This is a genomic window from Paeniglutamicibacter kerguelensis (genome assembly GCF_017876535.1).
Lineage (GTDB): Bacteria > Actinomycetota > Actinomycetes > Actinomycetales > Micrococcaceae > Paeniglutamicibacter > Paeniglutamicibacter kerguelensis.
Genome location: NZ_JAGIOF010000001.1, coordinates 1,194,061 through 1,206,115, shown reverse-complemented (window position 1 = coordinate 1,206,115; position 12,055 = coordinate 1,194,061). Strand labels below are relative to the sequence as shown.

9 protein-coding genes and 3 tRNA genes are annotated in these 12,055 nt (G+C 60.7%); 1 reads left to right on the top strand and 11 read right to left on the bottom strand.

Going from position 1 to position 12,055, the window contains the following annotated elements; translation table 11 throughout:
• Position 1: 1 nt before the first annotated feature.
• The 3 genes from murA to leuC all read right to left on the bottom strand — a co-directional run bounded on the left by murA (position 2) and on the right by leuC (position 3,610).
• The gene (gene murA, locus JOF47_RS05420) at positions 2 to 1,330 is read right to left on the bottom strand and encodes a UDP-N-acetylglucosamine 1-carboxyvinyltransferase (protein WP_209996445.1); all 1,329 of its coding nucleotides are present in this window, start codon (positions 1,328 to 1,330) and stop codon (positions 2 to 4) included.
• Between the two features lie 210 nt (positions 1,331 to 1,540).
• Complete coding sequence (gene leuD / locus JOF47_RS05415; RefSeq protein ID WP_209996443.1) at positions 1,541 to 2,143, bottom strand: 3-isopropylmalate dehydratase small subunit; 603 nt, start codon at positions 2,141 to 2,143, stop codon at positions 1,541 to 1,543.
• 9 nt (positions 2,144 to 2,152) lie between these two features.
• On the bottom strand, positions 2,153 to 3,610 hold the full coding sequence (leuC, locus tag JOF47_RS05410) for a 3-isopropylmalate dehydratase large subunit (protein WP_209996441.1): 1,458 nt from the start codon (positions 3,608 to 3,610) through the stop codon (positions 2,153 to 2,155).
• A gap of 112 nt (positions 3,611 to 3,722) precedes the next feature.
• On the opposite strand from leuC, the gene JOF47_RS05405 reads away from it, so the two are divergent.
• On the top strand, positions 3,723 to 4,442 hold the full coding sequence (locus JOF47_RS05405) for an IclR family transcriptional regulator (protein WP_209996440.1): 720 nt from the start codon (positions 3,723 to 3,725) through the stop codon (positions 4,440 to 4,442).
• A gap of 171 nt (positions 4,443 to 4,613) precedes the next feature.
• Here JOF47_RS05405 and thiL read toward each other — a convergent pair whose 3' ends face one another.
• The 8 genes from thiL to gltX form a co-directional block, all read right to left on the bottom strand.
• Entirely contained in the window at positions 4,614 to 5,585 is a 972-nt protein-coding gene (thiL, locus tag JOF47_RS05400) for a thiamine-phosphate kinase (protein ID WP_245356268.1), read from the bottom strand.
• Positions 5,586 to 5,619: 34 nt separating this feature from the next.
• A complete protein-coding gene (locus tag JOF47_RS05395) occupies positions 5,620 to 7,260 on the bottom strand; it encodes a GTPase (protein WP_209996436.1) in 1,641 nt (546 codons plus the stop codon).
• Positions 7,257 to 8,996 carry a dynamin family protein gene (locus JOF47_RS05390; protein WP_342592714.1) on the bottom strand — a complete coding sequence of 580 codons (1,740 nt, stop codon included), beginning with the start codon at positions 8,994 to 8,996 and terminating at the stop codon, positions 7,257 to 7,259. Before JOF47_RS05390 ends, JOF47_RS05395 begins: the two co-directional genes overlap by 4 nt.
• A 182-nt stretch (positions 8,997 to 9,178) precedes the next feature.
• Positions 9,179 to 9,254, bottom strand: a tRNA-Glu gene (locus tag JOF47_RS05385).
• 49 nt (positions 9,255 to 9,303) lie between these two features.
• A tRNA-Glu gene (locus JOF47_RS05380) sits at positions 9,304 to 9,376 on the bottom strand.
• A 67-nt stretch (positions 9,377 to 9,443) separates the two neighbouring features.
• Positions 9,444 to 9,515, bottom strand: a tRNA-Gln gene (locus JOF47_RS05375).
• A 102-nt stretch (positions 9,516 to 9,617) separates the two neighbouring features.
• Entirely contained in the window at positions 9,618 to 10,400 is a 783-nt protein-coding gene (locus tag JOF47_RS05370; RefSeq protein WP_209996433.1) for an HAD family hydrolase, read from the bottom strand.
• 17 nt (positions 10,401 to 10,417) lie between these two features.
• Positions 10,418 to 11,923: a glutamate--tRNA ligase gene (gene gltX / locus JOF47_RS05365; protein WP_209996432.1), complete on the bottom strand. Its 1,506-nt coding sequence runs from the start codon at positions 11,921 to 11,923 to the stop codon at positions 10,418 to 10,420.
• Between the last annotated feature and the right edge of the window lie 132 nt (positions 11,924 to 12,055).

Below are 12,055 nucleotides of genomic sequence, written 5' to 3'. Positions count from 1 at the left end.
ACTAGGCTATTTCATTCATTTCGACTCGCGCACCGAGATCAGTGAGCTTGTCCATGAACTTCTCATAGCCGCGGTTGATCAGTTCGATTCCCGTCACGTGGCTCGTGCCTTCGGCCGCCAGGGCCGCAATGAGATGCGAGAAGCCGCCGCGGAGATCGGGGATGTCGATATCGGCGCCCTTCATCACGGTCGGGCCGGAGATGATCGCCGAGTGCTGGAAATTGCGCTGGCCAAAGCGGCAAGGGATCGCACCAAGGCATTCACTGTGCAGCTGAACCTGGGCACCCATCTCAACCAAGGCGCTGGTGAACCCGAATCGGTTTTCGTAAACCGTTTCGTGGATGATGGAAACGCCGTGGGCCTGGGTCAATGCAACAACCAGTGGCTGCTGCCAGTCGGTCATGAAACCCGGGTGGACATCGGTCTCCAGCATGAGTGGTTTCAGTTCTCCACCGGGGTGGTAGAAACGAATGCCCGCATCCCGGACCTCGAATTCGCCACCAATCTGGCGGTAGGTGTGCAAGAAGGCGGTCAAGTCCCGCTGGGCCGCGCCTTCGACGAAGATGTCGCCCTTGGTTACCAGGGCGGCCGAGGCCCATGAAGCCGATTCGTTGCGGTCTGGAAGGGCCTTGTGGTTGTAGCCGGAAAGACGCTCGACCCCCACAATGCGGATCACCCGGTCGCGCTGAACCGTGATGATAGCGCCCATCTTCTGCAAGAGGGAGATCAGGTCAAGGATTTCGGGCTCAATGGCTGCACCTTCGAGCTCGGTGGTGCCCTTGGCTCGGACTGCCGTCAGCAGTACCTGCTCGGTCGCACCAACGCTCGGATATGGCAGTGAAATCTTTGCACCGGTCAGACCGTGGGGAGCACGAATGCTCGTACCCAGGGGCCCGGCCTTGTCAATGATGGCGCCGAAATTGCGCAAGACTTCCAAGTGGAAATCGATGGGGCGGTCACCGATTTTGCAGCCGCCAAGATTGGGAATCAGCGCTTCTCCCAGGCTGTGGAGCAATGGCCCACAGAAGAGAATCGGAATGCGCGAATCGCCAGCGTGGGTGTCAATCTCGTTGCTGGTGGCCGTCTTGGTGCCGGCTGGATCCATGGTCAGGTCACCGGTGGTTTCATCCTTGATGACCGTGACACCGTGAATCTTAAGCAGGCTGGTGACCACCGCAACGTCTTTGATCTCCGGGACGTTGCGAAGAACCGAGGGGGAATCCGCCAAAAGAGCGGCGACCATGGCCTTGGGTACCAAATTCTTGGCGCCTCGGACGGTCACTTTTCCTTTAAGTGGCACGCCACCATGAATCGTTAGGACTTTCCCCATGAACTTAAGAACCTCACCAAATTGTTTGTCCTTCGAAACCGAAGGTAAGACTTAGTAAGCATACAGCCCCCGGCATTGCAGGGGGCTGTATGCGGGCTGTAACGCCTGTCGCGTTTAAGCCGCTTCTAGCTGTAGGACCCTACTCAATTCGGGCTTGATCAGTCATGTCAGCATTGAGCGCGCCGCACCAGTTACGCGGTCAGCAAAGAGTTAAGAATACTTTGCCGGCAGCGTCGTGGGCTTGAAAGCCGGGCGCTGGTTCTCGAAGGCCGTGATCTCGTCTTCGTGCTGGAGCGTCAGGCCGATATCATCCAAACCCTCCATAAGACGCCAGCGAGTGTAGCCATCAATCTCAAACGGGGCAATGATCGAGCCACAGGTTACCGTGCGGGATTCGAGATTGACCGTAATCTCGGTACCCGGGTGATTCTCGATTTCCTTCCAAATCAACTCGATGTCGCTTTGTGCAACCTCGGCGGCGACAAGCCCTTGCTTGCCGGAGTTGCCGCGGAAGATGTCAGCGAATCGCGAAGAAAGGACGGCCTTGAATCCGTAGTCCTTGAGCGCCCACACAGCGTGCTCACGGGAGGAACCTGTACCGAAGTCGGGACCGGCGACAAGCACCGATCCGGTCGAGTACGGTTCTTGGTTCAAGATGAACGACGAATCCTTGCGCCAACCGGCAAACAGAGCGTCTTCAAACCCGGTGCGTGTGATCCGCTTGAGGTAGACGGCCGGAATGATCTGGTCGGTGTCGACGTTGCTCTGACGCAGCGGAACACCAACACCGGTGTGGGTCGTGATTTTTTCCATGATGTTTCCTTAGGCTGCGGTGGTGGCGGCTGATGCGGTGGGAAGGTCTGACGGCGAGGACAGCGTCCCCCGAATCGCGGTGGCCGCTGCGACAACGGGGGAAACGAGGTGCGTTCGGCCGCCCTTACCCTGCCGGCCCTCAAAGTTGCGGTTGGACGTCGAAGCGCAACGCTCCCCTTCGGCCAACTGGTCCGGGTTCATGCCCAGGCACATTGAGCAGCCGGCAAAACGCCACTCGGCACCGAAGTCGGTGAAGATCTTATCCAGGCCCTCGGCTTCCGCTTCGAGGCGAACTCGAGCCGAGCCGGGAACAACAATCATCCGGACGTTGGGGTCCTTTTCCTGACCCTCAATGATTGCGGCGGCGGCGCGCAGGTCTTCCATGCGACTGTTGGTGCAAGAACCCAGGAACACCGTGTCAACACGGATGTCCTTCATCGGGGTGCCCGCTTCAAGGCCCATGTAATTGAGGGCGCGCTCGCATGCGCTGCGTGCATTCTCATCCTCGAAGTCTTCCGGGGACGGAACCCTTGCAGACAGCGAGACGCCCTGCCCCGGGTTGGTGCCCCACGTGACGAACGGTTCGAGCTCGTCCGCGTTAAGGAACACCTCGGTGTCGAAGATTGCGCCTTCATCGGTGGCCAGAGTTTCCCATTCGGCGACCGCGGCATCCCAATCTTCACCCTGCGGGGCATGTGGTCGGCCTTGGATGTATTCGTAGGTGGTTGCATCGGGCGCCACCATGCCGGCGCGGGCGCCGGCCTCGATGGACATGTTGCAAATCGTCATGCGCGCATCCATGGACAGCGCACGGATGGCAGATCCACGGTATTCAAGCACGTAGCCCTGGCCGCCACCCGTTCCGATCTTGGCAATGACGGCCAAGATAATGTCCTTGGCCGTCACGCCAGGCTTCAAGGTCCCCTCGACGTTGATGGCCATGGTCTTGAACGGCTTCAAGGAGAGGGACTGCGTGGCCATCACGTGCTCGACCTCGGAGGTGCCGATGCCAAAGGCCAAGGCGCCGAAAGCACCGTGCGTGGAGGTGTGCGAATCGCCACAGACAACGGTCATGCCGGGCTGGGTCAGACCCAGCTGCGGACCCACCACGTGGACAATGCCCTGCTCCTTGTCGCCCAATGAATGCAGGCGCACACCGAATTCGGCGCAGTTCTTCCGCAGTGTTTCAATCTGGGTTCGGCTAGTCAGGTCCGCAATGGGCTTGTCAATATCCAGCGTGGGAGTGTTGTGGTCCTCGGTGGCAATCGTGAGGTCCGGGCGGCGCAGCCTTCGTCCGGCCAACCGAAGACCCTCGAAGGCCTGCGGCGAGGTCACTTCGTGAACCAAGTGCAGGTCGATGAAGATCAGGTCGGGCTGGCGCGCAGCGCCTACCCCTTCGCCCTTGCGCACGACGTGTGCGTTCCATACTTTTTCGGCCAGCGTCTGTGCTGCCTGGTGTGCGGCCATAACCGACTCCCTCGCTTGATAAAAGTCTTATAGGTTTACTGTTTCACCGCAAGCCACGTAATATCCACTACACGGATTTGCATCTCAAATAGTGAGACGTCAATATCATAGTATGGACACATCAAGTGGGGTCGGCGTCATCGATAAAGCGGCCCTTATTCTCAACGCCCTCGAGGCCGGACCCACCTCATTGGCGCAGTTGGTAACCGTCACCAACATCTCCCGCCCGACCGTGCACCGCCTGGCCCAGGCCTTGGTGCACCACCGCCTGGTGGGCAAGGACATCCATGGGCGCTTCGTCTTGGGCGGCAGGCTCGTCGAGTTGGCCTCGGCGGCCGGAGAAGACCGTCTGATTGCCGCCGCGGGACCGCTGCTCATCCAGCTCCGTGACAGCACCGGCGAAAGCACCCAGGTCTTCCGTCGCCAAGGCGACTACCGCGTATGCGTCGCATCGGCCGAACGGCCTGTCGGCCTGCGGGACACGATTCCCGTGGGAACCCAGCTTTCCATGAAGGCCGGATCCGCCGCGCAGGTCTTGCTGGCCTGGGAAGACCACGAACGGCTTCTTGACGGATTGCAGGGCGCGCGTTTTACCCCGACAATCCTGGCCGGCGTGCGCCGCCGCGGGTGGGCCCAGAGCCTAGGAGAACGCGAGCCTGGAGTGGCTTCGGTCTCGGCTCCGGTCCGCGGCCCGTCGGGGCGGGTCATTGCCGCGGTTTCCATGTCGGGCCCTATCGAGCGTCTCTCCCGGCAGCCCGGCCGCGCCCACCAAGAAGTCGTGGTTCAAACCGCGAATGCCTTGAGTGAAGCGCTTCGAAAGACCGGCGACTGATACACATGTTCGTTCGCCAAGCGGCAGAGAAGTACGCTTCCGGCCGGTCTATGCCCGCGGTCGTTCTTCATGCTCCGCTGCGGCGGTGAAGTGCAGGCGCGACGCTCGGCGATATGACCCGACCGTGCAGCGGCACTTCACCGCAGCTTGTGCACGCCCGGCGGAGCCTGATTATCCTTCGAAATGGTCGTAACCGATGGATGCGCCCTGCGCCAGTCCATCGAAGTAGACCTTGGGATTTGATTCTCCTGGCTCGAGGGCCTGCACAACCCCGACAGGCCTGAACCCCGGAGGCAGGTCGGCCTCCGCCGGGAATGTAGCCAACAAACCGTGATCCTCTCCCCCGGCAAGAACCCAGGGCAGCGGATCGCAGCCGAGCGCGTTGGAGATCGGTTCAAGTCGTTCGATGTCATTGAGCAGTGCGCCACGCTCGATACATACGTTCGCGCCACTTGCGGTTGCCATCCGTTGGCCGTCTTTAAGCAACCCGTCGGAGAGATCCATCATTGCGGTTGCCCCGGCGCGGGCAGCTTCGGGACCGGCGTGGAGCGGCGGCTTTGGGCGCCGCTGTCCTTGCACGATTCCAGCCTCGGCTTCCGTCCAGTCCGCCGCGGGCAGCGTCGAATCAAGCAACGCCAGTCCCGCCGCGGCGACCCCCAGCACGCCATTGACGGCCACGATGTCGCTAGGCTTGGCACCGGACCTCAGGATGGGTTTTCCCGTCGGCAGGGCCCCAGTGACAGCGGCAGTGATCGAAACCTCACTCCCCCTCCCTAGGTCCCCACCCGCAATTGAACAGTCCAACGCCCCCAGTTCACGAACCGCGGCGCTGAAGCCTTCGGCCAATTCCTCGACCCACCTCACCGGTGTTGAGTGGGGAAGGGTCAGGGAAATGACTGCCGCCGTGGCATAGGCGCCCATTGCATTGATGTCGGACAGGTTTTGCGCCGCGGATTTCCAGCCGACGTCAAAACCGCTGCTTTCGAAGCCGCTGGGCCAGTGCAGTCTAAAATCCTGGTTTTCGACCAGGGTGTCCACGGTGATAACGAAGGCCCCTCCGGGGGCCGCAATCATTGCCGCGTCGTCACCGGGACCCAGCAATGGCGCCGCGCCGCGCAGTCGCGGCAATATCCGTGCCAGCAAACCGCCCTCGCCTAGATTGCCAACAGTTAGATTTTCAGCCTCTGGCACGTCGAAGAGCTCCAATGAATTGATTGTGTCGATTGATTTCTGCGTCGACGGGGTCGACAACGGCTTCTTCCGCCACGGCAGCCATCGCGCCCAGCAAGGCCTTCCTGGCTTTGCGGGCGCGTCCGCTGCTGCCGACCCGGGCGGCGATACCGCTCAGGACGCCCAGGACCAGACCAAGCAGAATTCCCAAGATTAGCATCAACGTTGGTACGGGGATGCCTTCCACCCTGGGAGCGGGCGGGAGGCTGAACTGCAGATATTGCACCGCAGCAAGTGCCGCCAGCCAAAGCGCGCCGGTAAGTGCCGTTGCGAGGGACATCCATTGGATCACCGATACGAGCGGCCACCACCATGCACCTTTTGTGGCTTTCACGTCGGTGTTCGCGATGGCTTGATCCAGACGATCGGGTAGTTCATGCGTATGGTGGCGCGCCGCGCGGCGGATGGATGCCTTCCAGGGCTCCGGGGCACCGGCGCCCGCGCCTTCGGCATAGGCCCGCACGGCAGAGTCGGCTTGCGCGCGTTGCGCCAACCCCGGGGCAGGAAGGGACGTTCGATTGAGCTTGGGATTTACATCGGTGCTTTTCAGGTTCAGCCGACGCAATGGATCCGGGCGGAAATTGGACAGCCACCTTGTCAGCGGCCATCCCGTTTTCTTACGGGCATCGAGGCGGTATGAAGTGCGGACTGCGTCGACCACGGTGTCCATGCCGGATGCGACCGCCAAGTTCTGTATCAGCTCACGTTTTGCTTTGTCGGGCGGTGTTTTGAGTTCCTCCACGCCGTGGCCATCACCCAGTCGTTCGGCAATTGTTGCAACATCGGCAGCCAGCCTGTTTGATGCAGCACTTCGTGCGGTGACTACCTTGGCTATTTCCTGGCGAAGTCCTTCGATCCCTTCCCCGGTCGCCGCCGAGACGCCGAGAAGTCTAGGATTCCCGAGTCCGTCGCGTTCCAGTATGGAACGCAGAGACGTCATGACCGGGACCCGTTGTGCCTCGCGCAGATTATCGATTTGGTTGAGTACAACAAGGGTCACGGCACCGTGTGCGGACAACGGCCTGATGAAGTCGTGATGCACCGCGGCGTCCGCATATTTTTGCGGATCAAGCACCCAGATCAGGACATCTACTTGACCTGCCAATTTTGTTGCTATTTCCCGGTTGGCCAGGACCGTGGAATCAAAGTCCGGCAGGTCCAAAAGTATGAGACCGCTGGCTTCCTTTTCGGATCCAAAGACCCCCTGCTTGGCCAGACGCAATGGCGAGTGCAGGAATCGACGGTCATTGACCTCCAACCAATTCAGCAACGCGTCCGACCCATGGGCACCCCAGATTCCGGCCAGCGGCTGGCTGGTTGTCGGTCTGGTTGCGGCGACCCTGGCAAGTTCTTCCCCAACGACCGCATTGAAGAGCGAAGATTTCCCGCTGCCGGTCGCCCCAAAGAAGCCGACAACCGTGTGCTCGGAGGACAGCGTCCTGCGAGCCGCCGCGCGTTCCAGGACTGCCCAGGCCGCGGCACTTTCCTGTGTTCCAAGCCGTTCGTTTCCCAGCTCCGTTGCTTCCTGCAGTGCCTGCAACCGAAGTTCAAGGGGGCTAAGTGCGGATTCGGATCGGCGGCGGCTCATGCACCCTGCTCCCGGGCCAGTCGGCGAATGGCTGCCGAATGCTGATTCATGTTCTCGAGCTCCTGCTTTTCCGGGACGTCTTCAAGCCAGGACAAGAATCTGGCTCTTTCCAGCTCCAAAAGGGATTCACAACGCTGTTCAAGGCTTTCCATTGCCCTCTTGGTCAACCGCCTCACCGCATCCTCGCCGAAGATGGCTTCAAGCAATTTCTGTCCCACAAGGGCAGAGCCGCCAGCAATTCCCACTTCCAAGCCGGTCAATCCAGCCGTTGAAGCAAAAACAACAACCATCAAGGCAACTGCCACGCCATTGATTCCAAATGACACCATACGGGCGGTCATGTGCTTGTTGGCGCCTTCCGCACGGATGATATCCACGAGGTCAAGTTGCCAGGCCCTGACTTGACCGGCAACCTTGTCCGAAAAATCCTGGCTCGGGCTTCCGAACTTCCCTGCCTCGACAAGCGCCTTGCCCGCGGGGTCGGCCCTCCATCTGTCTTCGGCGGTTTCGCAGGCTTTTGCAGCTTGGTCCACCACCACTGCGTGCAGGCCGCTTTCAATGGCTTTTTCGACGCGGTCGACCGGCTGGGGTTTTCCCGTGAAAAATGCCCCTACTCGGTCGCGCAGCCGCCCGATCCCGGATTCGAGAGACCGGAAGAATTCTCCCGTTCCCACGAAATCCTGCCACCTGGCCAAAACCTCCCCGCGCAACAAAGTGCCGTCCTGCACGGCCAGTTGAATGCCGTCTTCGGCCTGCCCAAATGCCTCGTCGACATACGTTTCAAGCCGCAGGGCGCTGGCGGTTTGCTCGCCCATAGCAGCAGCAATTGCGTCAGTGCGGTTGGCAAGCTGACTCATGACACCGGCGAGCGTTTGGCGGGCGATGGCTGCGCGGGATTCACTGCTGGCGGCAATCTCCCCCAACCATGACTTGATGTCACCCACGGCCGCTTCAGGCAACATGTCCAATTCGTCGAGCTGGAACTCGCGCACCACAAAAAGTCGCGCGGACCCCAACCCCTCGCGTTGGAGCATGCCCTGCAGGTCTGCAGAAACTTCGGCTTCCACGCCGGCCGGCACACGATCCAACACAATTGAAATGCTGATGTTTCGCGCAGCAGCCTCGGAAAGCAGCTTCCAGGGAACGGCATCGGCATAGCGGTTCGCCGTGGTAACAAACACCCAGAGATCGGCCGCTGCCAGAAGCTGTCCGGCAAGGCGACGGTTTTCGTCGGAAATGGAGTCCACATCCGGGGCGTCCAGGATGGCGATACCACGGGGCACGGCATCGTCCTGAAGCAGGATGATGGAAGCGATGAGGGCAGGATCCGGATCCGCACCGACTTGGTCAGCGGGCAACATGCGCGCTGCTGGGACCGGAGTTCCGATGATGCGGCGAAGCCCTGGAAGTATGCGGTCGGTTTCAAGCCACGGCATGTCCTCCGCATGATGCAGAAGGATGGGCTGGCGGGTGGTCGGCCTGATGGCGCCGGCCCGCGTTACCGGATGGCCAACGATTGCATTGACCAATGTTGATTTCCCTGCGCCGGTGGAGCCGCCAACCACTGCCAGCAGCGGCGCGTCCAGGCTTCGGTAGCGCGGCAGGATGTAGTCATCCAGCTGCTCAACTGCCGTTCGCGCGTTTTCCCGTGCAACAGCCGCACCGGCGATCTCGAGGGGAAGCAGCCCACCAGATAATTGGTCTCGAACGGCGGAGAGCAATCTGATGGCTTCCACATCCGCAGGCGCAGCGGAAACATCGGGCACGCCTGCTGGTTCGGGGACATTACTAGTAGTCACAACTACATCATGCCAAATAGTCGGCCGGTATATCGTGACTTGGGGGGAATTCGCTCCAACCCTCGGAAAAGTCCGTTAAAGACAAAAGGCTCCAAACTGAAGTTTGGAACCATTTGCGCTGGTGACCCCAGCGGGATTCGAACCCGCGTTACCGCCGTGAGAGGGCAGCGTACTAGGCCGCTATACGATGGGGCCGCATAGCTGCAACGTTTTAGGACTGTTACCGTCCGATTCACATGAATCGTGACCCCAGCGGGATTCGAACCCGCGTTACCGCCGTGAGAGGGCAGCGTACTAGGCCGCTATACGATGGGGCCGTATGCTCCGCTTGTAGGGCTTTCGCCCCCAAGCAGACCGGCCTTCGCTTTCGCGAAGACCGTAGCGCTGGGGTACCAGGACTCGAACCTAGAATGTTGGTACCAGAAACCAGTGTGTTGCCAATTACACCATACCCCACAGCGTTGACTTGCTCTCCGGCTTTCCTTTTCGAAAGCTTTCCTGCGCCTCAGCACGAGAAATAACTATACAGGCGGATCGGCGCAAAGTACAAATCGGGCGCTACTCGCACCCCGGCGCACCCAAAAACCGCGTATTTCCGGCGATCAAGCGGGGTAACGAGGCCAGATTTTCGATGCATTTCCCCGAGTCGTTTTTGTGATCTGGGGCACGGTTCAGCAGGATTGCAATCAGTCCCGCGTCGCGCGCCCCCTGCACATCATTGATTGGGTTGTCCCCTACGTAAAGGGTTGTGCCGATTGAAGTGCCAAGCAACCGGCAACCTACGTGAAACGGACGCGGATCCGGCTTCGGCGCACCAGCAGTATCGGAGCCGACAAGAATGGAAATCCGCTCAAGGCCCGCGGCACCGAGCTTTTCTCGCTGGTAGCTTTCCACATTGTTGCTCACCGCCCCATAGGGGATGCCCATCGCATCCAACTCATCAAGGCAGCGGTGGACATCGGGGAATGGCGCCCACACGCTGCGCGCCGCGCGCTCGTACGAAGCACACCACCCGCCCAGAGCTTCTGCCGGCGGGGCATCCAGTCCCGCAAGTCCATAGGCGCGCTTGATCCGTTCAACGCGTTGCCCAAGAAATGTAAGCTCGCCCGACATGTAGCGTTCGTAGGCACCGGCGCCGTCGTCCGCGTAGTCGCGAGCAATGCGGTGGCGTTCATCCATGGGGACGTTCTCGAAGTCCTCGGCGGTCAGCAGATGGAAACCCTTGATCGCGGCAGATTTCAGGTCAACCAGGGTGTCGTCAATGTCAAAAAGAACGCCCTCAACTCGGGCGACGGAAGTGATTCCGCCAAGTGAGCTGAGGGCGTTGGTCGCGTTGTCCACGATTCTTTTGGTCTTCCCTACCGGGTGGCTCGGAAGGCACGCACGCGGGCGAGCGAGGATTCCTTGCCAAGAATCACCATGGATTCAAAGAGCGGCGGCGAAATGCGCTTACCGGACACCGCGGTGCGGATAGGTCCGAAAGCGTGACGTGGCTTGATGCCCAGCCCCTCCACCAGGGCCACCTTCAGCGCTTCCTGGATGGACTCTGCGGTCCAATCAGATGCAGCCTCGAGTGCGGCAACGCCTGCGTCAAGGATTTCGGCGGTGTTTTCCGGAAGTCCCTTCAAAGCATCCGCGGCCGGAACGATTTCCGAATCTCCGCGGAAGAGGAACTCCAGCATCTCGGGGGCTTCACCCAACAGGGTGATGCGCTCCTGGACAAGTGGCGCGGCCTCGGCGAGGATTTCCTGCTGGCGTTCGGTCAATTCGTCGCCGACCAGCTCATTGGCCTGCAAGTATGGAATCAGGCGGTCGCGGAAGTCTTCGGGTTCCAGCATGCGCACGTGCGTGCCGTTGATGGCTTCGGCCTTCTTGATGTCGAAGCGCGCAGGGTTGGACAGCACATCATGTACGTCGAATGCCTCGATGAGCTGCTCACGAGTGAAGATGTCCTCGTCGGCACTCAGGGACCAGCCCAGCAACGAGAGGTAGTTGAGCAGGCCCTCGGGGATGAATCCGCGGTCGCGGTGCAGGAAGAGGCTTGATTCCGGATCGCGCTTGGAGAGCTTCTTGTTTCCCTGGCCCATGACGTACGGAAGGTGACCGAAGAGCGGCATGTACTGGGCCACCTTTACGTCGATCAGGGCCCGGTAAAGTGCGATCTGGCGCGGGGTGGAGGAAAGCAGGTCTTCGCCACGAAGAACATGGGTGATCCCCATCAGCGCGTCGTCGACCGGATTGACCAAGGTGTACAGCGGCTGGCCGTTGGCGCGAACAACCACGAAGTCGGGAACGGTTCCCGGCTTGAACGTGATTTCGCCACGCACAAGGTCGGTGAAGGTGATGTCTTCATCCGGCATGCGGACACGCAACACCGGCTCGCGGCCCTCGGCGCGGTACGCGGCGACCTGCTCTTCGGACAGTTCGCGGTCGAAGCCGTCGTAACCCAGCTTCGGGTCGCGGCCGGCTGCCTTGTGGCGGGCTTCCACTTCTTCCGGGGTGGAGAAGGATTCATAGAGGTGGCCGCCGGCGCGCAGTTTTGCGATGACGTCCTGGTAGATGTCTCCACGCTGGGACTGGCGGTACGGCTCGTGCGGGCCGCCAACGTTTACCCCTTCGTCCCAGGTGATGCCGAGCCAGTCTAGTGCGTCAAGCAACTGGTTGTAGCTTTCTTCGGAGTCACGCTTGGCATCTGTGTCTTCGATGCGGAAGATCATCTTGCCGCCGGTGTGGCGCGCATATGCCCAGTTGAACAGGGCGGTGCGGATTAGGCCAACGTGCGGGGTGCCGGTCGGGGACGGGCAGAAGCGTACGCGGACGGGAGTTTCATCGGTCACAGTGGGAATGAGGGCTACATCAGTCATGATGTGTCTATTCTATGCCGCCGTGGGCGATGGTCTGCTGAACCTTCTGGGAGTGGTCGCCCAAGCCTGCCCGGAAACCAGCGGGCCCCGAGAACTCAATGAGTTTGCCCGGGGCCCGCATCGGAATCGAAA